The organism is Paraburkholderia panacisoli (genome assembly GCF_008369935.1).
GTDB lineage: Bacteria > Pseudomonadota > Gammaproteobacteria > Burkholderiales > Burkholderiaceae > Paraburkholderia > Paraburkholderia panacisoli.
Genome location: NZ_VTUZ01000002.1, coordinates 64,072 through 89,807, shown reverse-complemented (window position 1 = coordinate 89,807; position 25,736 = coordinate 64,072). Strand labels below are relative to the sequence as shown.

Below are 25,736 nucleotides of genomic sequence, written 5' to 3'. Positions count from 1 at the left end.
CGACTGACGATTTTTGCCTGAGGCCGACGATGGACTGCGTTTTTTGTCGTGAAGATGGCGGCGATGTGCTATGGCAGGACGACGCCTTGCGTGTCGTCCTCGCCGACGAACACGATTACCCGGGCTTTTGCCGGGTGATCTGGAACAGGCACGTCGCCGAGTTTTCCGATCTCGCCGCCGACGAGCGCGATCGCGTGATGAAGGCCGTGTATGCGGTCGAGCGCGCGATCCGGCGCATCATGCAACCGGTCAAGGTGAATCTGGCGAGCCTCGGCAACCAGGTGCCGCACGTGCACTGGCACGTGATTCCGCGTTTTTCGAACGACGCTCATTTTCCGCTGCCCATCTGGGCGCCGCGCCAGCGCACGGTGTCCGAAGCGATGCTGTCGTCGCGCCGCGCGCAAGCCACGTTGCTGCGCGAAGCGGTGCGGCGGGAAATCGAACAGGCTCTTAGCTGAGCGCCCTCCAACCTGTCGCTTAGCGCCGGGCCCCGAAGGGGGCGCACCCTGGAGCGGCCCGGCGTTCTCTTACGAGGCCATCATGAGCGGATTGACCCCTGAGACCCCGGTGCCCACCGGCGTGGTCGTGCATTCAAAATCGCGCGTGCTCGAATTGCAGTACGCAAACGGCGAATCGTTTCGCCTGCCGTTCGAACTGCTGCGCGTGTATTCGCCGTCAGCGGAAGTGCAGGGCCACGGCCCCGGCCAGGAAACCCTGCAGACCGGCAAGCGCGACGTCACGATCACGATGATCGAAGGCGTCGGCAACTATGCGCTGCAGCCCACTTTCTCCGACGGGCACGCCACCGGCATCTATTCGTGGGACCTGCTGTATGACATGGCGGTGCGCCAGGATGAACTCTGGCGCGACTATCTCGCCAAACTGCAAGCGGCCGGTGTTGACCGCGATACCCCGATGGTGCCATCCGGCGCTGCGCACGGGCACTGTCACTGATACGATTCGCCCCGATCGCCGCACCGATGCGGCTCCACATTTCAGAATACGCGAAAGGACGAGCGCGATGAGCAAAACCCACTTCGGCTTTCAATCGGTCGACGAACAGGAAAAAGCGCAGAAGGTGGCGGGTGTGTTCCACTCGGTTGCCGCCAACTACGACTTGATGAACGACCTGATGTCGGGCGGGTTGCACCGGGCGTGGAAGATGTTCACGATCGCCCAGGCGAACGTGCGGCCGGGCTACAAGGTGCTCGACATCGCGGGCGGCACGGGCGACCTGTCGAAGGCCTTCGCGAAACAGGCGGGGGAGAGCGGCGAAGTCTGGCACACCGACATCAACGAATCGATGCTGCGCGTGGGCCGCGACCGCTTGCTGGACAAGGGCGTCATCACCCCGGCGCTGCTCTGCGATGCGGAGAAAATTCCATTTCCGGACAATTACTTCGACGTGGTCACCGTGGCATTCGGCTTGCGCAACATGACGCATAAAGACATCGCGCTGGCGGAAATGCGTCGCGTGCTCAAACCGGCGGGCCGGCTGCTCGTGCTGGAATTCTCGAAGGTATGGGATCCGCTCAAGAAGGTCTACGATGTTTATTCGTTCAAGGTGTTGCCGTGGCTTGGCGAACGCTTTGCGAAAGACGCCGAGAGCTATCAGTACCTGGCGGAATCGATCCGTATGCATCCGGATCAGGAAACTTTGAAAACAATGATGGAACAAGCAGGCCTGGACGGCGTCAAATATTACAATTTGTCAGCTGGCGTGGTAGCTTTACATGTGGGGATCAAATACTAGGGTCCCTAACCCATCGTTTTTTAAAGGAAAGTACGAAAATGTCCGATTCAGGTATGTTATCTCCCCGTAAGGTTGGGCGGTCGCTGGTGAGAAGAATCGGACTGATCGCGATGGTCGGTCTGATCATGGCCGGCTCTCTCGCCTCGCTCGATGCGGAAGCTCGCCGCATGGGCGGTGGCCGTAGCATCGGCCGTCAGTCGAACACTGTTCAGCAGCAAAATCAGGCGACGCCGTCGCAACCGTCCCAAAGCAATCAGGCGATGCAGCAGCGCGCGCAACCGGCGCCCGCGCCGACGCCGGCCGCGCCTAACCGCAACCGCTGGCTAGGCCCGATCGCCGGCCTGGCCGCCGGTCTCGGCATCGCGGCCTTGCTGTCGCACTTCGGCATGGGCGAGGCCTTCGCCGGCATGATGGCTAACGTGATCATCATCGCGTTGATCGCGATGGTCGTCATCTGGCTGATCCGCCGCTTCACGGGGCGCAAGCGCGATGCTGCGCAACCGGCGTATGCCGGTGCTTCGCCGTCGCTGAACGCGGGCAGCACCGGCTACGTTCAGGAGCCTCGCTACAGCGCGCCGCCCACCGGCTCGTATCTCGAACCGCAGGGCAACCCGCTGGGCACGCCGTCCATCAACCCGACGCCTGTGGTGCCGGCCGGCTTCGATTCGGAAGCGTTCCTGCGTAATGCCAAGGTGTACTTCGTGCGCCTGCAAGCCGCATGGGACGTGGGCAACGTCGAAGATATCCGCGAATTCACCACCCCGGAAATGTTCGCCGAAGTGCGGGTCGATCTTGCTTCGCGCGGCACGGAGTCCAATCAGACCGACGTGGTGCAGTTGAACGCCGAATTGCTGGGCGTCGAAGAGCGCGCGAACGAATACTTCGCGAGCGTGCGCTTCTCCGGCCTGATTCGCGAAGCGCCGGGCGCGGCGGCGGAGCCGTTCGTCGAAGTCTGGAATCTGTCGAAGGCGAATCGCGCCGGCGAAGGCTGGTTGCTTGCCGGCATCCAGCAGGTGGCGCAGCACTGAACAAGTAGCGGCATCAAGCCGGGACAAAGCCGCGACGGCCGAGGCATGGCCAGGCGGTGCGACTTGTCCTGATTTTGCGCATATCGTTGGCCGTTCGGCATAGCGGGCCGCGAAGCGATCGGACGTTACAATAGGAACCCGCGCGAGCACCTCGTTCGCGCGGGTTTTTTCTTGCCACTTTCGATGACCCTCGCCGCCAAGCCCTTCGCTGCTGCTGTCAATCATCTGCTCGCCCGCGAATCGTGGGCTCGTGAGCGCCTCGCTCCGTACGCGGGCAAGACCGCCCGTCTTTCATGTCCACCGGTCGACCTGACGCTGCTGGTGCAACCGGACGGCTATCTGACCGCGGTCGGCGAAACCGAAACGCACCAGTTCGACGTGACCGTCTCGGTCCCGTCCGATGCGCTGCCCGCCTTCGTGCAAGGCGGGCAGGCCGCCGTCATGAAGCATGTGAAGATCGAAGGCGACGCTGAGTTCGCCACTGTGATCGCAAAGCTTGCCGAGCATCTGCGTTGGGAGCCGGAGGAAGATCTGGCGAAGCTGATCGGCGACGGTCCCGCCTGGCGGGTGGCGTCGGTCGTGCGCACGGTCGGCGAGCATGTGCAGCGCACCGGCCGCAACCTGCTCGACACGGCCGCCGAATATCTGCTCGACGAGAATCCGCAACTGGTGCGCCGCGCCGCGCTCGCGGATTTCAACGTCGAACTGGCGCGCGCGCGCGACGCTCTGGCGCGCGTGGAAAAACGCATCGAGCGTCTTGAACAGAAGGTCGAAGCCCGCGGCGCCAATGCGCCGGGCGGCGCCGCCACGTCGCGCGGCACGCGCTAGTCACCGGGCACAACTATGCGTTTTCTGCGTTTCCTCAAGATTTTCTTCACGGTCATCCGGTTCGGTCTCGATGAAATGATGCTGAGCCGCGTCAATGACCGGCGCGTGCGTCTGCTGCTGCGTATCACCACGATCGGCCGCAAGTTCGACGCGCCGCCGGGCGTGCGCTTGCGGCTCGCGCTCGAAAGTCTCGGGCCGATCTTCGTCAAGTTCGGCCAGGTGCTGTCGACCCGCCGCGATCTGCTGCCGGTCGACATCGCCAACGAACTGGCGAAGCTCCAGGATCAGGTGCCGCCGTTCGACTCGGCGGTCGCGATCGGGATCGTCGAGAAGTCGCTCGGCGCACCAGTCGATGTGCTGTTCGACGATTTCGAGCGGGTGCCGGTGGCGAGCGCGTCGATCGCACAGGTGCACTTCGCGAAAGTGAAGGCCGGGCAGCACGCCGGCAAGCCCGTCGCGGTGAAGGTGCTGCGCCCAAACATGCTGCCGGTGATCGACTCCGACCTCGCGCTGTTGCGCGACATCGCCGTGTGGGCCGAGCGGCTGTGGGCCGACGGCAAGCGCCTGAAGCCGCGCGAGGTGGTCGCCGAGTTCGACAAGTATCTGCACGACGAACTCGACCTGATGCGCGAGGCGGCCAACGGCAGCCAGCTGCGGCGCAACTTCGCCGGGCTCGATCTGCTGATGGTGCCGGAAATGTACTGGGAGTTCTGCACGCCCACGGTGCTGGTGATGGAGCGCATGGTCGGCGTACCGATCAGCCAGGTCGAAACGCTGCGGGCGGCCGGCGTCGACATTCCGAAGCTGGCGCGCGAAGGCGTCGAGATTTTCTTTACCCAGGTGTTCCGCGACGGTTTTTTCCACGCCGACATGCACCCGGGCAACATTCAGGTGAGTCTCGATCCGGCGCACTTCGGCCGCTATATCGCGCTGGACTTCGGCATCATCGGCGCACTGTCGGACTTCGATAAGAACTATCTCGCGCAGAACTTCCTCGCGTTCTTCAAGCGCGACTACCACCGCGTCGCCACGCTGCACCTGGAGTCGGGCTGGGTGCCGCCGACCACCCGGGTCGAAGAACTCGAAAGTGCGATTCGTGCGGTCTGCGAGCCGTATTTCGACCGCGCGCTCAAAGACATTTCGCTCGGCCAGGTGCTGATGCGGCTGTTCTCGACCTCGCGCCGCTTTAACGTCGAAATCCAGCCGCAACTGGTGCTGCTGCAAAAGACCATGCTGAACGTGGAAGGGCTCGGCCGCTCGCTCGATCCGGAGCTGGATCTGTGGAAGACGGCGAAGCCGTATCTCGAACGCTGGATGAACGAGCAGATAGGCGTGCGCGGCTGGTACGAGCGCCTGAAGATCGAAGCACCGCAATGGAGCAAGACGCTGCCGCAGTTGCCGCGGCTGATCCATCACGTGTTGGCCCATCGCCACGACAGCACGCGCGGCGTGAACGACGACATGATTCGCCAGATTCTGCTCGAGCAGAAGCGTACCAATCGGTTGCTGCAGGGACTGCTGATGTTCGGCGTGGCGGTCGGCGTCGGCGCCGTGCTGGCGCGCGCGTTTCTGGCGCTGGCTTACGGCGGTTGATACCACCCATGCGACTCACGCAACCCACGCGAGGCATCCGATGAGCGACCCGACCCAACCTTCCTCGCCCGACTTCACGACCCGCGACCCCGACTCGCCGGCGTTCTGGGACGAGCGCTTCGAGCGCGGCTTCATGCCGTGGGATCAGGCGGGCGTGCCAGCCGCGTTCCGCGCGTTCGCCGAACGTCATAGCGGCGCCGCCGTGCTGATTCCGGGCTGCGGCAGCGCGTACGAAGCGGTCTGGCTCGCCGGTCAGGGCAACCCGGTTCGCGCGATCGATTTTTCACCGGCCGCCGTCGCCGCGGCGCACGAGCAATTGGGCGCCGGGAATGCGCAGCTGGTGGAGCAGGCGGATTTCTTCACCTACGAGCCGCCTTTCACGCCCGCATGGATTTACGAGCGTGCGTTCCTTTGCGCATTGCCGCCGGCACGCCGCCCCGACTACGCGCGCCGGATGGCCGAACTGTTGCCCGGCGGCGCGCTGCTCGCAGGCTTCTACTTCATCGGCGCGACGCCGAAAGGGCCGCCGTTCGGTATCGAGCGCGCCGAACTCCACGGGCTGCTCACGCCTGACTTCGAGCTGGTCGAAGACGAACCCGTGACCGATTCGATCCCCGTTTTTGCCGGACGTGAGCGCTGGCTCACGTGGCGCCGTCGCGCCTGAAGGCGCGCGGCCACGCTCGAACGCGGCGTGGGCTGCACTTGATTCGACTGCGGCCGCCCCAATCTAGCGCAACGGCGGTCGCGTCGAGCATCGGTTCCCGAAATCCACGGAACGGATATCGTTTGCGGCTATAATTCAAGGCTTTGCAAGCGTTTACAAGAATTCAGTAGGGAAAAGTTCATGCCGATCTACGCTTATCGTTGCGAGTCATGCGGCTTCGGGAAGGACGTGCTTCAGAAGATGAGCGACCCCCAGTTGACGCAGTGTCCCGAGTGCGGGAAAGACACCTTTCGCAAGCAGGTCACTGCCGCCGGTTTCCAGTTGAAGGGCTCCGGCTGGTATGTAACCGATTTCCGCGGCGGCAATGGCGGCGCGGGCGCGCCGGCCAAGCCCGACGCGAACGGCGCGTCCAATGGCGCGAGCGAGACCGCGGCCGCCACTAACGGCGCCGCCAAATCCGACACGGCCCCGGCCGCGGCCGGTTCGTCCAGCGCAGCCGCTACGCCGGCCGCGCCAGCTGCCGCCCCGGCCGCCTCGACGAGTGCGAGCGGCGCCGGCAGCGCCTAGTGGCATTGCCGCCCTCGGGGGCGGCGCACACACCGCGCGTTGGGTTTCGGCCTGCGCGGCTTTCTGGCGGTACACATGACGACGAAAAAAACGACGCTCAAATCGGTGTTCCTGACTGGCCTGCTGGTGCTGGTGCCTCTGGCTATCACACTGTGGGTGCTCGGTCTGATCATCGGCACGATGGACCAGACGCTGTTGCTGCTGCCCACGTCGTGGCAGCCGGAACGCGCAATCGGCTATCGCCTGCCCGGCCTCGGCGCGGTGCTTACGCTCGCGTTCATCTTTGTTGTCGGGCTGTTGACGCAGAACTTCATTGGGCAGAAGCTCGTGAAGTGGTGGGAACTGCTGGTCGCCCACATTCCGGTGGTCGGCCCGCTCTACACCAGCGTCAAGCAGGTGTCCGATACCTTGTTGTCGAGCAGCGGCAACGCGTTCCGCAAGGCGCTCCTGATCGAGTACCCGCGCCGCGGCTCTTATACGATCGCGTTTCTGACCGGTATTCCCGGCGGCGACGTGGTCAACCACCTGAAAGAAGATTACGTCAGCGTGTATGTGCCGACCACGCCGAACCCGACGTCCGGCTTCTTCCTGATGGTGCCCAGAAGCGAAGTGATCGAGCTCGACATGACCGTCGACGCGGCGCTCAAGTACATCGTCTCGATGGGCGTCGTGGCGCCGTCCGCACCGCCGACGCCGGCGCCGATGCGCGGCACGACAGTCGAGCCTCCGCTGTAATGCCGGCGCGCAGTGTTTCACGCAGTGTTCAACTGCAGCGCGCCGTTCAACCAATGCAAAACGAAAGACAAACATCATGTCGATGAGAACTGAATACTGCGGTCTGGTGACCGAAGAACGGCTGGGCCAAACCGTCTCGCTGTGCGGCTGGGTGAGCCGCCGCCGCGACCATGGCGGGGTCATCTTCATCGACCTGCGCGATCGCGAAGGGCTCGTCCAGGTCGTCTGCGACCCGGATCGCGCGGAAATGTTCAAGGCCGCCGAAGGCGTGCGCAACGAGTTCTGCCTGCAGATCAAGGGCGTGGTGCGCAGCCGCCCGGAAGGCACGACCAACGCCGCGCTCAAGAGCGGCAAGATCGAAGTGCTGTGCCACGAGCTGATCGTGCTGAACCCGTCGATCACGCCGCCGTTCCAGCTCGACGACGACAACCTGTCGGAGACCACGCGTCTCACGCACCGCGTGCTCGATCTGCGCCGTCCGCAGATGCAACACAACCTGCGTCTGCGTTACCGCGTCGCGATCGAAGTGCGTAAGTATCTGGACGAGCAAGGCTTCATCGACATCGAAACGCCGATGCTCACGAAGAGCACCCCGGAAGGCGCGCGCGACTACCTGGTGCCGTCGCGTACGAACCCGGGCCAGTTCTTCGCGCTGCCGCAGTCGCCGCAGCTGTTCAAGCAGCTGCTGATGGTGGCGAACTTCGATCGCTACTACCAGATCGTCAAGTGCTTCCGCGACGAAGACCTGCGCGCTGACCGTCAGCCGGAATTCACGCAGATCGACTGCGAAACCTCGTTCCTGTCGGAACAGGAAATCCGCGATCTGTTCGAAGCGATGATCCGTCACGTGTTCAAGGAAACGATCGGCGTTACGCTGGCCGAGAAATTCCCGGTCATGCTGTATTCGGAAGCGATGCGCCGCTTCGGTTCGGACAAGCCGGACCTGCGCGTGAAGCTCGAATTCACCGACCTGACCGATGCCGTCAAGGACGTCGACTTCAAGGTGTTCAGCACGCCGGCCAACACGAAGGACGGCCGCGTCGCGGCGATCCGCGTGCCGAAGGGCGGCGAGCTTTCGCGTGGCGACATCGACAGCTACACGGAATTCGTGCGCATCTACGGCGCGAAGGGTCTCGCATGGATCAAGGTCAACGAGGTCGCGAAGGGCCGTGACGGTCTGCAAAGCCCGATCGTCAAGAACCTGCACGACGAGGCGGTCAAGGCGATCATCGAGCGCACCGGCGCGCAAGACGGCGACATCATCTTCTTCGCGGCGGACCGCGCGAAGGTGGTGAACGACAGCCTGGGCGCACTGCGTCTGAAGATCGGCCACTCGGAATTCGGCAAGGCCAACGGCCTGGTCGAGTCCGGCTGGAAGCCGCTGTGGGTGGTCGACTTCCCGATGTTCGAGTACGACGAGGAAGACAACCGCTACGTCGCCGCGCATCACCCGTTCACGAGCCCGAAGGACGAGCACCTCGAGTATCTGGAAACGGATCCGGCGCGCTGCCTTGCAAAGGCCTACGACATGGTGCTGAACGGCTGGGAAATCGGCGGCGGTTCGGTGCGTATCCACCGTGAGGAAGTGCAGAGCAAGGTGTTCCGCGCATTGAAGATCAATGCGGAAGAAGCGCAAGCCAAGTTCGGCTTCCTGCTCGACGCGCTGCAGTACGGCGCGCCGCCGCACGGCGGTATCGCGTTCGGTCTGGACCGCATCGTCACGATGATGGCCGGCGCCGATTCGATCCGCGATGTGATCGCGTTCCCGAAGACGCAACGCGCGCAGTGCTTGCTCACGCAGGCGCCGAGCGAAGTGGACGAGCGCCAGTTGCGCGAGTTGCACATCCGTCTGCGTACGCCCGAACCGAAGGCGTAAGTCATGGCTTGAGGCAAGGGAATGCTGTCTGAAAACGACAGCAGGAGCATACGAAAAAGGCGCTTGATGCGCCTTTTTCGCTTTTTGCGTTACAGTCGAAGCAACTGCTTTCGACCGTCATCCGACATGTACCGCGCAAGCGTTGCGCCCAGTTTCTACGCCATGCCGAAACCGCCGAAAATTCCGCAATCCGTACTCGTCGTCATTCATACGCCCGCGCTCGATGTGCTGCTGATCGAGCGCGCCGATCATCCGGGGTTCTGGCAGTCGGTGACGGGCTCCAAAGATCAGCTCGAGGAACCGCTCGTTGAAACGGCCGTGCGCGAAGTCGCGGAAGAAACCGGCATCGTGGTCGGCGGCGCAGTGGTGCCGCAAAGCGCGTTGTTCGACTGGCAATATTCGATCGAATACGAGATCTATCCGGAGTTCCGCTATCGCTATGCCGAAGGCGTGATCCACAACACCGAGCACTGGTTCAGCGTGCAGGTGCCCGAGCAGCTCGAAGTGACGCTGGCGCCGCGCGAGCACACTGCCTTCCTGTGGCTGCCCTACGAAGAGGCGGCGTCGCGCTGCTTTTCGTCGTCGAATGCGGATGCGATCTTGCAGTTGCCGAGGCGGCTCGGCGCGCGGCGCGCGGCCGGGCCCGCCGCGGAGCCTCGCCGATGAGCACACGCGGCGCGGGCCGTTTCGCGCGACTGCGGCATGCGCTGCTCGGCCGGCGCTATTGGCAACGTTACCGCTTCACGAGCGGCAACGATGTTCGACTGCTGCGTTCGGGCGACGAGTTTTTCAGCGCGCTGATCGAACGCATCGACGCCGCGCAGCAGGACGTGGTTCTCGAAACCTATATCTTCTGTCACGACAAGGCCGGCCAGGCGGTCAACGAGGCGATGCTGCGCGCGGCCTCGCGCGGCGTGAGGGTGCGCGTGATCACCGACGGCATCGGCACCGCGCGTCTGCCGATGTTCATCGAGTGGCCGCTTGCGGGCATCGACCATCGCATTTACAACCCGCATCTGTTCGGTCGCTTCGGCTTTTCGCGCACGCATCGCAAGCTGGCGGTCATCGACGATCAATTCGCGTATTGCGGCGGCATCAACATCGTCGACGACTACGAGAATAACGGCGAGACGCTGCCGTACCGTCGCTGGGACTTCGCGGTCGAATTGCATGGGCCGGTGGTCGCCGACGTGCGCCAGGCGTTCGAGGTGCAATGGCGGCGGATTCAGCTCGGGCATCGGCCGCTGCAATCGCTGCAGCCGGACCTCGGGCAGCAGACTTCCGCATCGCTCGGCAGCTTGCGGCGCCGCCGCCGCCGCCGTAACGAGGAACTGTGGGCGGGCGGCCAGCCGTGCGTGGCATTCGTCGCGCGCGACAACCTGATCAACCGCCGCGCGATCGAAAAGGCGTATCTGGCCGCCATCGGCCAGGCGCGTCACGAAATCCTGCTCGCCAATCCGTACTTCATGCCGGGGCGCAAGCTGCGGCGCGCGCTGGTGTTCGCGGCGCGGCGCGGCGTCGTGGTGAAGCTGATCATCGGGCGCAAGGAGTTCAAGGCGCTCGATTATGCGGTGCCGTTCCTGTATCACGCGTTGCTCAGGGCTGGCGTGCAGATCGCGGAGTACGAGAAGACGCTGCTGCATGGCAAGGTCGCGGTGGTGGATTCGAACTGGGGGACCGTGGGCTCGTCGAACCTGGACGCGCTGAGTCTGATGCTCAACAACGAGGCGAATGTGGTGCTGGTGAACGACCCGTCGATCAACGCGCTGCGCGAGGCGATTCTCGATGCGTTCAAGGACTCGCGCCGTATGGATGAGGCGCGCTACGAATCGCGTCCGGCGGGCGAGCGAGCGTTGAGTTGGCTGGCTTATACGAGCTATCGGGTGGCGATGAAGTTGTTGACGGTGGGTGGTTACGATTAGGCGGTTGTGCCGCGCGTAGGGTGATGCGAGCCGGGCGAGGCTGCTAATGGCTGGCGGCCTGGCCTGCACGGCCGGCAAATCACAACGCGTTTCAGAACGCTCCTAAAGACTCCCCGCAGCAGCCCCACGATAATCTCCGCTTGATCGTAATCGCACGGCCCGCCGCATCACGCGCGCCGCTGAAACCCTGTTCATCATCAACCCGTGTCCGCCGCCAGGTTCGTGCCGCTCACAGCGGCCGGACCGGCGCGTCATGGACGCTCGCTCGTCAATCATGCGCGTTTCTCCGACTATCCACGCCGACGACACGTCGAGCCTTCACGACCAAGCCATGGCGGCCTATCAGGCGGGTCGCCTCGACGCGGTGCAGATGCTGGCCGATCGAATTCTCGGACAGGACGGCGAGCATGTCGGGGCTATTCATCTGCGAGGCCTGCTCGCGCTTGCGTCGGGCCACACGCAAAGCGCGCGGCGCTGGCTTGAATGCGCGATCCAGATTCGTCCCGAGCCGATCCTGTACAACACGCTCTACGCGATTCAACTCAAACTCGGCGACTTTCCGGGTGCCGTCGACAGTCTGCGGCAAGGGCTCACGTTGCAACCGGACTTCGTCGCGCTCCACTACAACCTCGCGCTGACGCTGCAACATCTCGACAAGCTCGACGAAGCCGCAATTAGCTACCGTCGAACGCTCGAAATCGAGCCTGACCATTCGGCGGCGCATAACAACCTCGGGCGCATCTACGCGGACCTCGGCGCGTTGGAAGATGCCGAGCGGCACTACCGGCGTGCCGTCGAGTTATCGTCCGCCAACCTTGTCGCGCGCAACAACCTGGCGATGGCTTTGCTCGCGTCCGGCCGCTATGAAGAAGCGTGGCCGTATTTCGAAGACCGCTGGGTCAGCTCCAAGCTGCCCGATGGACGGCCCGCGCAGGTGCCCGTGCAAGTGGCGCTGCCGCGCTGGTCGGGCGAGGCGCCGCAGGCTCCTCTCGCCGCGCGCTCGGGGCGTGCGCGCGGCGGACGTCTGCTGGTCCTCAACGAGCAAGGCTATGGCGACAGCCTGCAGTTCGTGCGCTATCTGCCGATGGCGCTCGCGCATTGTTCCGAGGTCGGTTATGTGTGCCCGCGGCCGTTGCGGCGCCTGTACGAGCAGTCGTTGTGCGCACGCTGGCCGGGCCTGGTTCTGCTCGACGGGGTGCCGGACGTGAGCAGATGGGACCACTACTGTCCGCTGATGTCCCTGCCGATGGCGTTCCAGACGCGCCTGCCTACCATTCCGGCCGCGCTTGCCTATCTGCATGCCGACGCCCAACTCGCCGCGCAATGGCGCGCACGGCTCGAAGCGCTGCCGGACACGCGGCATTTGCCGCGTGTCGGCGTGGTGTGGGCGGGCGGCCATTCGGGCACTGCGTTGGACCGGCTGCGCAGCCTGCCGGTCGGGCAGCTCGTGCCGCTGCTTGCGCAGCGCCAGGTGCATTGGATCAGCCTGCAAAAGAACGACGATCCCGCAAAGCTCGCCGAAGCCGTCAGCCACGCACGTCTGACGGACTGGACCGATCAACTGTCGGATTTTGCCGATACCGCGGCACTGATCGACAACCTCGATCTGGTGATATCCGTGGATACCTCAGTGGCGCATCTTGCCGCCGCGATGGGCAAACCGGTCTGGCTGCTGAACCGCTTCGCGGGCTGCTGGCGCTGGCTGCGCGGCCGGGACGACAGTCCGTGGTATCCCGGCCTGCGTCTTTTCACGCAGACGCAGCGAGGCGACTGGGACAATGTGCTGGAGCGGGTCGCCGCAGCCCTGCGGCAGCGCTTCCAAACGCTAGCTGAATGACCGTCGCTTGCGCCGCTGCGAGCCTCCCGCTCGTCACGCTAGCCGTCAGGCGGTCGTTTGAGCGGGCTGGCAACGGCTCCGCTGTAACGCCAGCCGCTCGCTCGCAGCGCCGCTATCCACGGCGGCTGCAGTTCGCAATTTCTCGAACAGCCGTCTCCCAACCCCGTCGCTGTTCACCAAACCCTTCTTGATTTCCGCCCACTTGCTGCATCATGTCGGCCGGCTGCGACAATCGGCAAATCAAGCACTCGGAACGGCAATCCCTGTGCCAAGGCAAACGCCTCTAAAAAATCTGATTCGTCTGATTGACGGATGTCGCAGAATTGAAGCCGGTTAGAAACCGGTTTCTAATAAAGTCCTTGTCTCGCGGACGGCAGCGCTCAATAATAGTACGGCCGTTCGATTTTCTTTCGGTCACATTAGAACGGTAAAAAACAGCTATGCGAAAAGGCGAACAAACGCGAGTCGCGATTCTCGATGCAGCACTCGATCTGGCAAGCCGCGACGGACTGGAAGGTCTGACTATCGGCCTGCTTGCCGAGCGCATGCAGATGAGCAAGAGCGGAGTGTTCGCGCATTTCGGATCGCGCGAGGACTTGCAGGTCGAAGTCGTGCGCGAATATCACCGTCGTTTCGAAGACGAGGTGTTTTTTCCGAGCTTGCGCGAGCCGCGTGGCTTGCCGCGCTTGCGCGCGATGATTTCCCGCTGGATCGAGAAGCGCATCCAGGAAGTCACCACCGGCTGCATCTATATCAGCGGCGCCGTCGAATACGACGACCGCGCGGATAACCCGGTGCGTGAGCAACTGGTGTCGAGCGTGACGATCTGGCGTGCGGCACTCACGCGCGCGATTTCGCAGGCAATGGAAGAAGGGCATCTGCGCGCCGACACCGATCCGCAGCTGATGCTTTTCGAACTGTACAGCGTCACGCTCGGCCTGCATCACGATGCGCGCTTCTTGCACTTGCCGGATGCGGTGCGTCTCACGTGGGCCGCGCTGGAAAAACTGATTATTTCGTATCAAAGCGAAAGCCGTTAGCAGCGTCGTTGGAAACCAACCGGATTCAGCGGCACAGAAGGTTCCGATCCACGGACTCAGCTAGCAGCCTGGCTTCTTGTCAAACTTTGGAGAGAGTCATGGGACAGTACGCCGCGCCGCTGCGCGACATGCAATTCGTGTTGCACGAACTGCTTAACGTGGAAGCCGAGATCAAGCAGATGCCGAAGCACGCGGATCTCGACGTCGACACGATCAATGCGGTCCTCGAAGAGGCCGGCAAGTTCTGCTCCGAAGTGCTGTTCCCGCTCAATCACAGCGGCGACCAGGAAGGCTGCACGTACGCCGGCGACGGCGTCGTGACTACGCCGAAGGGCTTCCGGCAAGCGTATCAACAGTTCGTCGAAGCCGGCTGGCCGGCACTGGGCTGCGATCCGGAATACGGCGGCCAAGGGCTGCCCGCCTTCGTCAACAACGCGCTCTATGAAATGCTGAACTCGGCCAATCAGGCGTGGACGATGTACCCCGGCCTCTCGCACGGCGCGTATGAGTGTCTGCATGCGCACGGCACGCCCGAGTTGCAGCAGCGCTATCTGCCGAAGCTGGTCTCAGGCGTCTGGACCGGCACGATGTGTCTGACCGAGCCGCATTGCGGCACCGACCTCGGCATTCTGCGCACCAAGGCCGAGCCGAACAGCGACGGCTCGTATGCGATCAGCGGCACGAAGATTTTCATCTCCAGCGGCGAGCACGATCTCGCGGAAAACATCGTTCACCTGGTGCTCGCGCGTCTGCCGGATGCGCCCAAGGGCACCAAGGGCATTTCGCTGTTCATCGTGCCGAAGTTCGTGCCGAACGAAGCGGGCGAGCCGGGCGAGCGCAACGGCGTGAAGTGCGGCTCGATCGAACACAAGATGGGCATTCACGGCAACGCGACCTGCGTGATCAATCTCGACAACGCGAAGGGCTGGCTGGTCGGCGAGCCGAACAAAGGCCTGAATGCGATGTTCGTGATGATGAACGCCGCGCGCCTGGGCGTCGGCATGCAGAGCCTCGGTTTGACCGAGGTCGCGTACCAGAACTCGCTCACGTACGCGAAAGAGCGTCTGCAGATGCGTTCGCTGACCGGCCCGAAGGCGCCGGAAAAAGCAGCCGACCCGATCATCGTGCACCCCGACGTGCGCCGCATGCTGCTCACGCAGAAGGCCTATGCCGAAGCCGCGCGCGCGTTCACATACTGGTCCGCACTGCATATCGACAAGGAACTGTCGCACGGCGACGAAGCGGTGCGCAAGGAAGCCGCCGATCTCGTCGCGCTGCTCACGCCGATCCTGAAGGCGTTCCTGTCGGACAACGCGTTCGAAAGCACCAATCACGCCATGCAGATCTACGGCGGCCACGGCTTCATCGCCGAGTGGGGCATGGAGCAGTACGTGCGCGACGCGCGTATTAACATGATCTACGAAGGCACCAACGCGATTCAGGCGCTCGACCTGCTCGGCCGCAAGATTCTCGGCGACATGGGCGCGAAGATGAAGTCGTTCGGCAAGCTCGTGACGGAATTCGTCGAAGCAGAAGGCATCAAGCCGGAGATGCAGGAGTTCGTCAACCCGCTCGCCGATATCGGCGAAAAGGTGCAGAAGCTCACGATGGAAATCGGCATGAAGGCGATGCAGAACCCGGACGAAGTCGGCGCCGCGGCCGTGCCGTATCTGCGCACCGTCGGCCATCTGGTGTTCTCGTACTTCTGGGCGCGCATGGCGCGTATCGCGCTCGACAAGGAAGCATCGGGCGATCCGTTCTACAAGGCGAAGCTCGCCACCGCGCGCTTCTATTTCGCGAAGCTGCTGCCGGAAACGGCGATGACGATCCGTCAGGCGCGCGCCGGTTCGAAGTCGCTGATGGACATCGAAGAAGCGCTGTTCTAACGCTTCCACCTCAAAGCAGGCGCCGCGCGTGTCGCAGACGCGGCGCCTCACCAGCCACACATCGCGAGGCATCCATGAAGCTTCGCGACATCCGCATAATTCCCCCGGAGGAACGACGTGAGCAATCTGATCATTCGCAAGGTAGCCGTGCTCGGCGCCGGCGTGATGGGCGCGCAGATCGCCGCGCACCTGATCAACGCCAAGGTGCCCGTGCTTCTGTTTGATCTGCCCGCCAAGGAAGGCCCGAAGAACGCGATCGCGTTGAAGGCGATCGAGAATCTGAAGAAGCTGTCGCCCGCGCCGTTCGGCGTAAAGGACGACGCGCAATACATCCAGCCCGCCAATTACGACGACGACATCGCGAAGCTCGCCGAGTGCGACCTCGTGATCGAAGCGATCGCCGAACGGATGGACTGGAAGCACGATCTGTACAAGAAAGTCGCGCCGCACATCGGGCCGAACGCGATCTTCGCGACCAATACGTCGGGCCTGTCGATCACGGCATTGTCGGAAGGTTTCCCGGATGAACTGAAGGCGCGCTTTTGCGGCGTGCACTTCTTCAACCCGCCGCGCTACATGCACCTGGTCGAATTGATTCCGACCACGACGACGCGCCCCGAGATTCTCGATCAACTCGAAACGTTCCTGACGAGCGTGGTCGGCAAGGGTGTGGTGCGCGCGAAAGACACGCCGAACTTCATCGCCAATCGTGTCGGCGTTTTCTCGATCCTCGCCGTCATCGCGGAAGCCGCGAAATTCGGTCTGCGCTTCGACGAAGTGGACGACCTGACCGGCTCGCGCCTGGGCCGCGCGAAGTCGGCCACGTTCCGTACCGCCGACGTGGTCGGTCTCGATACGATGGCGCACGTGATCAAGACGATGCAGGACACGCTGAAGGACGACCCGTTCTTCCCGGTCTACGAAACGCCGGCCGCGCTGGCCGAACTGGTGAAGAAGGGCGCGCTGGGTCAGAAGACCGGCGGCGGCTTCTACAAGAAGGAAGGCAAGGCGATCAAGGTGCTCGACCCTAAGACGGGCGAGTACGTCGAGGGCGGCGCGAAGGCGGACGAACTGGTCGGCCGAATCCTGAAGCGTCCGCCAGCGGAACGTCTGAAGCTGCTGCGCGAAACGCAGCATCCGCAGGCGCAATTCCTGTGGGCGATTTTCCGCGACGTGTATCACTACATCGGCGTGCATCTGGAGTCGATCGCCGACAACGCGCGTGACGTCGATCTGGCGATCCGCTGGGGCTTCGGCTGGAACGAAGGCCCGTTCGAAGGCTGGCAGACCGCCGGCTGGAAGCAGGTCGCCGGCTGGGTCCAGGAAGACATCGCGGCGGGCAAGGCGCTGTCGAACGTGCCGCTGCCGTCGTGGGTGCTCGAAGGTGTGGTCGCGGAAAAGGGCGGCGTGCATACGAACGAAGGTTCGTGGTCGCCGGCTTCGAAGACCTTCGTGCCGCGCTCGTCGCTCTCCGTGTATGACAAGCAGGTGTTCCGTGCGCCGCTCGCCGGCGAAACCGCGGCCGATCCGAAGACCTACGGCAAGACGCTGTTCGAAACCGACGCCGTGCGCGCATGGGTCGACGATCGCGCGGGCGAGAACGACGTACTGATCGTGTCGTTCAAGAGCAAGATGAACACGATCGGACCGTCGGTGATCGACGGTCTGACGCAGGCCATCGAACTGGCCGAAAAGGACTACAAGGGCCTCGTGGTGTGGCAGCCGACGTCGCTGAAACTCGGCACACCGGGCGGCCCGTTCTCCGCGGGCGCCAACCTCGAAGAAGCGATGCCCGCGTTCATGATGGGCGGCGCGAAGGGCATCGAGCCGTTCGTGAAGAAGTTTCAGCAAGGCATGCTGCGGGTGAAGTACGCGAGCGTGCCGGTGATCTCGGCGGTGTCGGGCATCGCGCTCGGTGGCGGCTGCGAGCTGGCGCTGCAGAGTGCGAAGCGGGTCGCGCACATCGAAAGCTATATGGGTCTGGTGGAAGTCGGCGTGGGTCTCGTGCCCGCCGGCGGCGGCCTGAAGGAAGCGGCGCTGCGCGCGGCGGAAGCCGCCACGCAGGTCGGCGCGACCAGCGACCTGCTGAAGTTCCTGCAGAAGTCGTTCGAAAACGCCGCGATGGCGAAGGTCTCGGCGTCCGCGCTCGACGCCCGCGCAATGGGTTACCTGAAGCCGTCCGACACGATCGTGTTCAACGTGTTCGAACTGCTCGATGTCGCGAAGAAGGAAACTCGCGCGCTGGCCGCGGCGGGTTATCGGCCGCCGCTGAGGGTGACGCAGGTGCCGGTGGCGGGGCGCTCGGCGATCTCGACCATCAAGGCATCGCTCGTCAACATGCGCGATGGCCGTTTCATCAGCGAGCATGATTACCTGATTGCCAGCCGCATCGCGGAAGCGGTGTGCGGCGGGGATGTGGAAGCGGGCAGTCTGGTCGATGAGGAATGGCTGCTGCAGCTCGAGCGCCGTGCGTTCGTCGAGTTGCTCGGCACGCAAAAGACGCAGGAACGGATCATGGGCATGCTGCAAACCGGCAAGCCGGTGCGCAACTGAGCGACGAACGGACCGGATCTATATGCATGGGACGGGAGTGAGCGCTGAAGCGCTGACTCTGGTCGACCGCAATAAGACTGCATGGGATGGGAGTAAGCGCAAAAGCGCTAACTCCTGTCGACCGCGATAGGACCGCATGGGACGGGAGTAAGCGCTAAAGCGCTAACTCCCGTCGACAAAGGAGCTTCAAATGGCAAAGCAATTGCAAGACGCATACATCGTCGCCGCGAGCCGCACGCCGATCGGCAAGGCGCCGCGCGGGATGTTCAAGAACACGCGGCCCGACGAACTGCTGGTGCACGCAATCAAATCGGCCGTGGCGCAGGTGCCCGGCCTCGATACCAAGGTGATCGAAGACGCGATCGTCGGTTGCGCGATCCCGGAAGCGGAACAGGGGCTGAACGTCGCGCGGATCGGCGCGCTGCTGGCCGGCTTGCCGAACACGGTCGGCGGCGTCACGGTGAACCGCTTCTGCGCGTCGGGCCTGACCGCGCTGGCAATGGCCGCCGACCGCATCCGCGTCGGCGAATCGGACGCGATGATCGCAGGCGGCTGCGAATCGATGAGCATGGTGCCGATGATGGGCAACAAGCCGTCGCTGTCGCCGCATATCTTCGATCGCAACGAGGACATCGGCATTGCGTACGGCATGGGCCTGACCGCCGAGAAAGTCGCCGAGCGCTGGAAGATCAGCCGCGAAGCGCAGGACGCGTTCTCGGTCGAATCGCACCGCCGCGCGATCGCCGCGCAGCAGGCCGGTGAATTCAACGACGAAATCGCCGCGTACACGATCACCGAGCGCTTCCCCGATCTCGCGACCGGTGAAGTGCGCGTACAGACGCGTGAAATCTCGCTCGACGAAGGCCCGCGCGCGGACACGTCGCTCGAAGGTCTCGCGCGGCTGCGCGCGGTGTTCGCGAACAAAGGCTCGGTGACGGCGGGCAACAGCTCGCAAACGTCGGACGGCGCGGGCGCATTGATCGTCGTGTCGGAAAAGATCCTCAAGGAATTCAACCTGACGCCGCTCGCGCGCTTCGTCAGCTTCGCCGTGCGCGGCGTGCCGCCGGAAATCATGGGCATCGGGCCGAAGGAAGCGATTCCGGCCGCGCTGAAGGCCGCTGGTCTGAAGCAGGACGACCTCGACTGGATCGAACTGAACGAAGCCTTCGCAGCGCAATCGCTGGCGGTGATCCAGGACCTGGGTCTGGACCCGTCGAAGATCAACCCGCTGGGCGGCGCGATCGCACTCGGCCACCCGCTCGGCGCCACGGGCGCGATTCGTGCATCGACGGTGGTGCATGGCCTGCGCCGCCGCAACTACAGGTACGGGATGGTGACGATGTGCGTCGGCACCGGCATGGGCGCGGCGGGCATCATCGAGCGTCTGTAAACCAGTTCACACGGTGATTCCCGCAGTGATTCCTTGACGACCGCAGAATGGTTCGCAGGCCGTCAGGCTTGCGAACCATTTTTACGTTCTCAGCAACAGCACGAGATGAAGGAGATGACGATGGATATTCTGGTCGAACGCGCCGATGGCGTGCTGACGATTGCCTTCAACCGGCCCGGCAAGAAGAACGCGATTACGGCCGCGATGTATCAGTCGATGGCCGACGCACTGGTCCAGGCGCACGGCGACACGTCGGTGCGCGCCATCCTGATTCGCGGCAGCGCGGGCATCTTCAGCGCCGGCAACGATCTCGAAGATTTCATGAAGACGCCGCCGATGGGCGAGAACGCGCCGGTGTTCCAGTTCCTGCGCGCGATCAGCTCGGCGGAGAAGCCGGTGGTGGCGTCGGTGGCGGGACCGGCGGTGGGCATCGGCACGACCTTGCTGCTGCATTGCGATCTGGTCTATGCGGCCGATAACGCGAGCTTTTCGTTGCCGTTCACGCAACTCGGGCTGTGTCCGGAAGCGGCGTCGAGTCTGCTGTTGCAGCGCGTGGGTGGCTATCAGGCAGCGGCGGAAAAGCTGCTGCTCGGCGAGGCGTTCGACGCGGCCGAAGCGCACCGCATGGGTTTCGTGAATCGCGTGCTGCCGGCCGCCGAAGTCGATGCGTTCGCGGCCGCGCAGGCCGCGAAGCTGGCTGCGCTGCCGGCGTCGTCGTTGCGCGTGACGAAGAGTTTGATGAAGCACGCCAGCCACCAGGAACTGCAAACGCAGATGACGGACGAAGCGGTGCACTTCGGCAAGATGCTGCTCGCGCCGGAAGCGCGCGAGGCGTTCAAGGCGTTCTTCGAGAAGCGTAAGCCGGACTTCAGGCAGTTCGACTGATGCGCCCCCTCCAGGCGGCGAGGCACCGGGAACCGCCGTCACGCTTCATTCGCTCAAGTCCGCTCTGGCTGCAACGTGTCGTAGTCGACGTAGCTGCCTTCGCGGCAGAAGCTGACGAGCCGCACGCCCGCCTTGCGGGCAATCGCAATCGCCAGCGACGACGGCGCGGAAATCGTGGCGACCATCGGCACATCGACGCGCGCGGCCTTGCGCACTAGCTCGTAGCTCGCACGGCTCGACAGAAACACGAAGCCGTCGCGGGTATCCGCGCGATCGAGCACCAGCTGGCCGATCAGCTTGTCGAGCGCATTGTGACGGCCGACATCCTCGAACGCGTAACGGATCGCGCCCGCCGCGTCGCACCATGCGGCTGCGTGCAGGCCGCCCGTCAGCCGCGTTAGCGCCTGGTGCCCGGGCAGTTCGCGGGCGGCGCGCGCGATCGCATCCGGCGCGAGCCGTTGCAGAAAGCCGGTGTCGGGCACCCGCTCCGGCTTCAGATCGAGCAGATCAATGCTTTCGATTCCGCAGACGCCGCAGCCGGTCCGCCCGGCCAGCGCGCGGCGCTTGTCCTTCAGCGCGACGAACGCCTGTTGCACCACCTGCAGTTGCACTTCGGCGTGCGGCAATTCGTCGTCGTCATGCAGCTCGACCTCGATATCCTGAATGTCGCTGCCGCGCTCGACGATCCCTTCCGAAATCGCGAATCCGACCGCGAACGCTTCGAGATCGCGCGGCGTGCACATCATCACCGCGTGCGAAATACCGTTGAAGACAAGCGCGACCGGCCACTCCTGACCGACATGATCGGTGACGGTTTCGACCGCCGCGCCGCGATGCCGGTGCACCTGGCGCTCCACCGCGCCCGGCTGTCCGGCTGTTTCCTGTTCGTTCAAGCTGCTTTCCTCCTTTGATGCCGCGCGAGGGTGGCCACTGGCATGAGCAGGGGCCCACGCGGCTGCGCGGCTTGCGGCGCTGCCCAGCCATGCCGCCGTTGCGCAAATAAGGTTCTAAAATACCTCAAGCTGCGCTCGCACGCTGTCCGCCATCAGGAGGAGCACTGTCATGGGACTCAACGAAGCACCGCTTCTGTTCAACTTCGAGGTCGAGTCTTCGGAGAATTTCACCTATATCCCGATGTCGGTGCGCTTTAACCTCGACCGCTTCGGGCTGCGCATCACGCTCGCGCAGTGGCAGTTGCTGCCGCTCGAAGACCGCAAGCTGCTGGCGCGCTTCCCGGTCGAGGAAGACGCGGAGATCGAGCCGAATTTCGATCACGCGCTGTTCGAAATGCTGCGCACCCACGCGAATATCGAACCGGAGTGGTTCACGCCCGAGGAGGCGCCGGCCTGGCGTTGCACGGATAGCGTGCCGGACGGCGTCGCGCGTCACGCGGGGCTGGCGGGGCTCGCCACGCCGAGCGTGGCCCACTGGGCCGAGCTTGCGCCGTTCAAGCGCTACGTGCTCGCCAAGCTGTCGCGCAAGCCGGAGGTGAGTCACGACTTCGTGCCGGCGATGAAGGAGTTTGGTGCGGCCGGTTAGGTGCGGCCGGCTAAGGGCCTTGGGCCCGGTGCGACCGGCGAGATGAGAGCGGCCAGGTAAAGCCGGGGCTACGTAAGGCCGGCCAAATGGGACCGGCCAATAGCGGCCGGTCAGGCGCGGCAGTTCAGTTCCGGCAGGTGAGCAAGGCAGTCCAGTCCCGGCAGGTAGATACAGCAGTTCAGAAACAGCGGTGAGTTCCGGCAAATCACGCGCGCTCGATCACCGATCACATATGGCGCCGCCCCGCGGCTCGCTAACCACGCCTATCGCAGCCCTGCAGCCCGCAGGCCCACCGCAACCACCGCACCCCCATCCCCACCCCTTACGCTTTTTTTCACTCCCCACCCTCAACCCGCTCCAAACGCTGCCGTTATCCATAGGTTGGCGCGTAAAAAGACTCGCATCGATGCGGCCCGACGCACCGAAAGCGACCGCGCGCTCCCGCCCTCGGAACGATTGACGTTCGGAATCCATGACTCCTTTTTTATCGAAGCGGCTGCTGATCAACGTAGCGGTCGTCGTTGCCGCGGTCGGGGCGAACGCGTTCGTCGCCTACACGCAGATTTGCGGCCAGCGCGACGCCGCCGAGCGCATGCTGCGTTCGACGAGCGTGCGCCAGCACATCGACGGCTACCACCTGGCGCTCGACGGGGCGCTGGCCGCGCTCGGCCGTTTCGAGGCATCGGGCGAGCCGGTGCCGGTCAACGCAGCCGCTGCGATGGCGACTTCGCTCGCCGGTCTGGATCGCGAACTGCATCAGGAACTCGCCGGCGAGCCGCGCATGCTCGACGCACTGGCCACGCTGAGCGCGGATAGCCACGCGCTGCAACGCGACATCGACGACGCGCTGTTGAAAAGCGCGGCCACGACCTCGGCCGTCAGCGCCACCGCCGCCGAACCCAACGCGTCGCGCGCCTGGGCCGCGTCGACCTACACCCGCCTCGGTCTCGAACTCGATCGCGTGGAAGACGCGCTGGCCGCGCTGCGCAGCGAGGAAAACCAGGCGTTGCAGCGGGCGCTCGCGGTCTCGGCGAGCGATACGCAGCGCGCCATGTTCCTGTTGATCGTAACGATGCTGACCGGCAGCATGCTGTTGATCTTCACGTTCGGCGCGCGCGAGAGCAGAGCGCGCGAAAAGCTGCGCACGGTCCGCGCGCTCGGCCGCAACGACGAGCGCTTTCGCGGCCTGTTCGACGACCATCCTGTGCCGATGTATATCTTCGATCGCGAGACGCTGCGGTTTCTCGCCGTCAACACGGCCGCAATCCAGCAGTACGGCTACACGGAAAACGAATTCCTCGGCATGACGATTCGCGCGATCCGCTCGCATGCCGAGATCGCGCGTCTCGAATCGTATCTGCAACGCGCCGGCGCGGTCCCGCATGGCCGCACGATGGCGGGCATCTGGCATCACCGGCGCAAGGACGGTTCAGTCATCAGCGTCGACGTGTCGTATCACCCGCTGAACTTCGTGGGCCGCGCGGCGCTCTTCGTGCTGGCCGACGACGTCACCGACCAGATCAACGCCGAAGCTGAAGCGCAGCGGTCCAACCAGATGCTCGAAGCGGTGATCGACAACATTCCGCAGCGCATTTTCTGGAAGGACCTGAGCTCTCGCTACCTCGGCTGCAACATGGCGTTCGCGCGCGACGCGGGGCTCGCGTATCCCGAGCAGGTGGTGGGCAAGAGCGACGCCGACCTGCCGTGGCGCGCGTTCGCCGACCTGCTGAGCGACCACGACAAGGAAGTGGTGAGCACCGGCGTGCCGAAGATGAACTTCGAAGTCGACGTGGTGATCGACGGCGTGCACCACACCACGGTCACGAGCAAGCTGCCGTTCACCGACGGCGAGGGCCGCGTAATCGGCGTGCTCGGGTCGTACACGGACATCACCGAGCGCAAGCGGGCCGATCTCGCGTTGCGTCTGCAAAGCCGCGCGCTCGACGCGAGCGTCAACGCGATCCTGATCACCGCGCCGTCGCCCACGGGCAACCTGATCGAATACGTGAACCCCGCGTTCATGCGCATCACCGGTTATGACCCCGCCGAAGTGATCGGCCACGATTGCCGCGTGCTGCAACGCGACGACCGCGACCAGGAGGGCGTCGCGCTGATCCGCCAGGCGCTGGCGGCGAATCGCGAAGTGAGCGCGGTGGTGCGCAACTATCGCAAGGACGGCGCGCTGTTCTGGAATCAGTTGTTCATTGCGCCGGTGCCGAACGCCGAAGGCGTGATCACGCATCACATCGGCGTGATCAATGACGTGACCGATCTGATCCGCTACCAGGAACAGCTCGAATACCAGGCGAACTACGACGGCCTCACGCGCCTGCCGAACCGCAACCTGCTGCGCGACCGGCTGGAACATGCGCTCGTCATCGCGCAACGCAATCACAAGGGCGTCGCGGTCGTATTTCTCGATCTGGACGGCTTCAAGAACGTCAACGACAGCCTCGGCCATAGCGTCGGCGACCGTCTGCTGCGCGTGGTCGCCGAGCGGCTCGCGCGCTGCTCGCGCACCAGCGACACGGTGGCCCGGCACGGCGGCGACGAGTTCGTGATCGTGATGACCGATACCGTCGACGAACAGTCGCTGATCGCGTGGATGGAGCGCGTGCGCACGTCGATCTCGGAGCCGGTGTGGCTCGACGGCACCGAGCTGTACGTGGGTTGCAGCATGGGCGCGAGCCTCTTCCCGCAAGACGGCGACGACGCCGAAACGCTGATGAAGAAGGCCGACCTCGCGATGTATCGCGCGAAAGACATGGGCCGCAATACGTTCCAGTTCTATCAGCCGGAGATGAACGCGAGCGCGGGCGCGCGGCTGAATCTCGAACGGCGCTTGCGTCGCGCGTTGCGCGACAACGAGTTCCTGCTGCACTACCAGCCGCAGGTGGATATTCTCAGCGGACAGATTGTCGGCATCGAGGCGCTGGTGCGCTGGCGCGATCCGGAAGACGGGTTGGTGCTGCCGTCGGCGTTCATTCCGTTGGCGGAGGAGAGCGGTCTGATCGGCCCGCTGTCCGAATGGGTGTTGCGTGAAGCGTGTCGCCAGAACAAGGCCTGGCAGGACGAGGGCTTGCCGCCGACGCGGGTGTCGGTGAACCTGTCGGCGCGGGTGTTCCAGCAGCGCAATATCGCGAAGCTCGTGATGCAGGTGCTGACCGAGACCGGCCTCGAACCGAAATATCTGGAACTGGAGCTGACCGAAAGCGCCATCATGCGCAACGCCGAAGAAGCGGTGTTGATGCTCAACGAACTGCACGCACTCGGCATCGGTCTCGCGATCGACGACTTCGGCACCGGCTATTCGAGCCTTAGCTATCTGAAGCGCTTCCCGGTGGACCGGCTGAAGATCGACCGCTCGTTCGTCGCGGACATCGGCATGTCGGGCGACGACGAGACGATCACGTCGGCGATCATCGCGCTCGCGCATTCGCTGAAGCTGAACGTGATCGCGGAAGGCGTGGAAACGTCGGCGCAGCTCGACTTCCTGAAAGCGCGCGCGTGCGACGAGATGCAAGGGTTCTACTTCGCGAGGCCGTTGTCGACGGATGCGATATCCGAGTTGCTGCAAGGGGGCGTGGCGCGGGAGCTGGAGACGGCGTGATCGGCCGCCCCGGCCCCCGTGCGCGTCCGC

The 25,736-nt window shown here is 64.1% G+C and carries 21 protein-coding genes; 20 read left to right on the top strand and 1 reads right to left on the bottom strand.

The window, feature by feature from the left end:
* Window positions 1-29: 29 nt before the first annotated feature.
* The 18 genes from FVF58_RS02985 to FVF58_RS02900 all read left to right on the top strand — a co-directional run bounded on the left by FVF58_RS02985 (window position 30) and on the right by FVF58_RS02900 (window position 20,557).
* Complete coding sequence (locus FVF58_RS02985; protein WP_149668441.1) at window positions 30-458, top strand: HIT family protein; 429 nt, start codon at window positions 30-32, stop codon at window positions 456-458.
* An 82-nt stretch (window positions 459-540) separates the two neighbouring features.
* Window positions 541-954 (top strand): gamma-butyrobetaine hydroxylase family protein, encoded by a 414-nt coding sequence (locus tag FVF58_RS02980; protein ID WP_149668440.1) that lies wholly within the window; start codon window positions 541-543, stop codon window positions 952-954.
* A 67-nt stretch (window positions 955-1,021) separates the two neighbouring features.
* On the top strand, window positions 1,022-1,753 hold the full coding sequence (ubiE, locus tag FVF58_RS02975; protein WP_149668439.1) for a bifunctional demethylmenaquinone methyltransferase/2-methoxy-6-polyprenyl-1,4-benzoquinol methylase UbiE: 732 nt from the start codon (window positions 1,022-1,024) through the stop codon (window positions 1,751-1,753).
* A 38-nt stretch (window positions 1,754-1,791) separates the two neighbouring features.
* Window positions 1,792-2,781 carry a Tim44 domain-containing protein gene (locus FVF58_RS02970; protein ID WP_149668438.1) on the top strand — a complete coding sequence of 330 codons (990 nt, stop codon included), beginning with the start codon at window positions 1,792-1,794 and terminating at the stop codon, window positions 2,779-2,781.
* A gap of 183 nt (window positions 2,782-2,964) precedes the next feature.
* The gene (locus FVF58_RS02965; RefSeq protein WP_149668437.1) at window positions 2,965-3,609 is read left to right on the top strand and encodes a ubiquinone biosynthesis accessory factor UbiJ; all 645 of its coding nucleotides are present in this window, start codon (window positions 2,965-2,967) and stop codon (window positions 3,607-3,609) included.
* Window positions 3,610-3,624: 15 nt separating this feature from the next.
* Window positions 3,625-5,202, top strand: a complete 1,578-nt coding sequence (ubiB, locus tag FVF58_RS02960) for a ubiquinone biosynthesis regulatory protein kinase UbiB (protein ID WP_149668436.1) — start codon at window positions 3,625-3,627, stop codon at window positions 5,200-5,202.
* A gap of 40 nt (window positions 5,203-5,242) precedes the next feature.
* On the top strand, window positions 5,243-5,866 hold the full coding sequence (locus tag FVF58_RS02955; protein WP_149668435.1) for a class I SAM-dependent methyltransferase: 624 nt from the start codon (window positions 5,243-5,245) through the stop codon (window positions 5,864-5,866).
* A gap of 180 nt (window positions 5,867-6,046) precedes the next feature.
* Window positions 6,047-6,433: an FmdB family zinc ribbon protein gene (locus tag FVF58_RS02950; protein ID WP_149668434.1), complete on the top strand. Its 387-nt coding sequence runs from the start codon at window positions 6,047-6,049 to the stop codon at window positions 6,431-6,433.
* Between the two features lie 75 nt (window positions 6,434-6,508).
* Window positions 6,509-7,168 carry a DUF502 domain-containing protein gene (locus FVF58_RS02945; protein ID WP_149668433.1) on the top strand — a complete coding sequence of 220 codons (660 nt, stop codon included), beginning with the start codon at window positions 6,509-6,511 and terminating at the stop codon, window positions 7,166-7,168.
* A 76-nt stretch (window positions 7,169-7,244) separates the two neighbouring features.
* Window positions 7,245-9,044 carry an aspartate--tRNA ligase gene (gene aspS / locus FVF58_RS02940; RefSeq protein WP_149668432.1) on the top strand — a complete coding sequence of 600 codons (1,800 nt, stop codon included), beginning with the start codon at window positions 7,245-7,247 and terminating at the stop codon, window positions 9,042-9,044.
* Between the two features lie 162 nt (window positions 9,045-9,206).
* Entirely contained in the window at window positions 9,207-9,710 is a 504-nt protein-coding gene (gene nudB, locus FVF58_RS02935; protein WP_149668431.1) for a dihydroneopterin triphosphate diphosphatase, read from the top strand.
* Complete coding sequence (gene clsB, locus FVF58_RS02930; protein ID WP_149668430.1) at window positions 9,707-10,966, top strand: cardiolipin synthase ClsB; 1,260 nt, start codon at window positions 9,707-9,709, stop codon at window positions 10,964-10,966. The genes nudB and clsB overlap by 4 nt, the downstream gene beginning before the upstream one ends.
* A gap of 331 nt (window positions 10,967-11,297) precedes the next feature.
* Window positions 11,298-12,803, top strand: coding sequence for a tetratricopeptide repeat protein (locus tag FVF58_RS02925; protein WP_246216911.1), 1,506 nt, complete (start codon window positions 11,298-11,300; stop codon window positions 12,801-12,803).
* Between the two features lie 440 nt (window positions 12,804-13,243).
* Window positions 13,244-13,843, top strand: a complete 600-nt coding sequence (locus tag FVF58_RS02920) for a TetR/AcrR family transcriptional regulator (protein WP_149668429.1) — start codon at window positions 13,244-13,246, stop codon at window positions 13,841-13,843.
* Window positions 13,844-13,941: 98 nt separating this feature from the next.
* Entirely contained in the window at window positions 13,942-15,729 is a 1,788-nt protein-coding gene (locus FVF58_RS02915) for an acyl-CoA dehydrogenase C-terminal domain-containing protein (RefSeq protein ID WP_149668428.1), read from the top strand.
* 117 nt (window positions 15,730-15,846) lie between these two features.
* Window positions 15,847-18,282, top strand: coding sequence for a 3-hydroxyacyl-CoA dehydrogenase/enoyl-CoA hydratase family protein (locus FVF58_RS02910; protein WP_149668427.1), 2,436 nt, complete (start codon window positions 15,847-15,849; stop codon window positions 18,280-18,282).
* Between the two features lie 190 nt (window positions 18,283-18,472).
* Window positions 18,473-19,672: an acetyl-CoA C-acyltransferase gene (locus tag FVF58_RS02905; protein ID WP_149668426.1), complete on the top strand. Its 1,200-nt coding sequence runs from the start codon at window positions 18,473-18,475 to the stop codon at window positions 19,670-19,672.
* A 114-nt stretch (window positions 19,673-19,786) separates the two neighbouring features.
* On the top strand, window positions 19,787-20,557 hold the full coding sequence (locus FVF58_RS02900) for an enoyl-CoA hydratase (RefSeq protein ID WP_149668425.1): 771 nt from the start codon (window positions 19,787-19,789) through the stop codon (window positions 20,555-20,557).
* A 53-nt stretch (window positions 20,558-20,610) separates the two neighbouring features.
* Here FVF58_RS02900 and fdhD read toward each other — a convergent pair whose 3' ends face one another.
* Window positions 20,611-21,450, bottom strand: a complete 840-nt coding sequence (fdhD, locus tag FVF58_RS02895) for a formate dehydrogenase accessory sulfurtransferase FdhD (RefSeq protein ID WP_149668424.1) — start codon at window positions 21,448-21,450, stop codon at window positions 20,611-20,613.
* Between the two features lie 169 nt (window positions 21,451-21,619).
* On the opposite strand from fdhD, the gene FVF58_RS02890 reads away from it, so the two are divergent.
* Both FVF58_RS02890 and FVF58_RS02885 read left to right on the top strand, forming a co-directional pair.
* Window positions 21,620-22,096, top strand: a complete 477-nt coding sequence (locus FVF58_RS02890; protein WP_149668423.1) for a nitrate reductase associated protein — start codon at window positions 21,620-21,622, stop codon at window positions 22,094-22,096.
* A gap of 472 nt (window positions 22,097-22,568) precedes the next feature.
* On the top strand, window positions 22,569-25,706 hold the full coding sequence (locus tag FVF58_RS02885) for a sensor domain-containing protein (RefSeq protein WP_149668422.1): 3,138 nt from the start codon (window positions 22,569-22,571) through the stop codon (window positions 25,704-25,706).
* Window positions 25,707-25,736 lie beyond the last annotated feature (30 nt).

Coding starts and splice junctions, on each gene's coding strand:
- FVF58_RS02985 (WP_149668441.1), top strand. CDS start 30: ATGGACTGCGTTTTTTGTCGTGAAGATGGCGGCGATGTGCTATGGCAG.
- FVF58_RS02980 (WP_149668440.1), top strand. CDS start 541: ATGAGCGGATTGACCCCTGAGACCCCGGTGCCCACCGGCGTGGTCGTG.
- ubiE (WP_149668439.1), top strand. CDS start 1,022: ATGAGCAAAACCCACTTCGGCTTTCAATCGGTCGACGAACAGGAAAAA.
- FVF58_RS02970 (WP_149668438.1), top strand. CDS start 1,792: ATGTCCGATTCAGGTATGTTATCTCCCCGTAAGGTTGGGCGGTCGCTG.
- FVF58_RS02965 (WP_149668437.1), top strand. CDS start 2,965: ATGACCCTCGCCGCCAAGCCCTTCGCTGCTGCTGTCAATCATCTGCTC.
- ubiB (WP_149668436.1), top strand. CDS start 3,625: ATGCGTTTTCTGCGTTTCCTCAAGATTTTCTTCACGGTCATCCGGTTC.
- FVF58_RS02955 (WP_149668435.1), top strand. CDS start 5,243: ATGAGCGACCCGACCCAACCTTCCTCGCCCGACTTCACGACCCGCGAC.
- FVF58_RS02950 (WP_149668434.1), top strand. CDS start 6,047: ATGCCGATCTACGCTTATCGTTGCGAGTCATGCGGCTTCGGGAAGGAC.
- FVF58_RS02945 (WP_149668433.1), top strand. CDS start 6,509: ATGACGACGAAAAAAACGACGCTCAAATCGGTGTTCCTGACTGGCCTG.
- aspS (WP_149668432.1), top strand. CDS start 7,245: ATGTCGATGAGAACTGAATACTGCGGTCTGGTGACCGAAGAACGGCTG.
- nudB (WP_149668431.1), top strand. CDS start 9,207: ATGCCGAAACCGCCGAAAATTCCGCAATCCGTACTCGTCGTCATTCAT.
- clsB (WP_149668430.1), top strand. CDS start 9,707: ATGAGCACACGCGGCGCGGGCCGTTTCGCGCGACTGCGGCATGCGCTG.
- FVF58_RS02925 (WP_246216911.1), top strand. CDS start 11,298: ATGGCGGCCTATCAGGCGGGTCGCCTCGACGCGGTGCAGATGCTGGCC.
- FVF58_RS02920 (WP_149668429.1), top strand. CDS start 13,244: ATGCGAAAAGGCGAACAAACGCGAGTCGCGATTCTCGATGCAGCACTC.
- FVF58_RS02915 (WP_149668428.1), top strand. CDS start 13,942: ATGGGACAGTACGCCGCGCCGCTGCGCGACATGCAATTCGTGTTGCAC.
- FVF58_RS02905 (WP_149668426.1), top strand. CDS start 18,473: ATGGCAAAGCAATTGCAAGACGCATACATCGTCGCCGCGAGCCGCACG.
- FVF58_RS02900 (WP_149668425.1), top strand. CDS start 19,787: ATGACGATGGATATTCTGGTCGAACGCGCCGATGGCGTGCTGACGATT.
- FVF58_RS02890 (WP_149668423.1), top strand. CDS start 21,620: ATGGGACTCAACGAAGCACCGCTTCTGTTCAACTTCGAGGTCGAGTCT.
- FVF58_RS02885 (WP_149668422.1), top strand. CDS start 22,569: ATGACTCCTTTTTTATCGAAGCGGCTGCTGATCAACGTAGCGGTCGTC.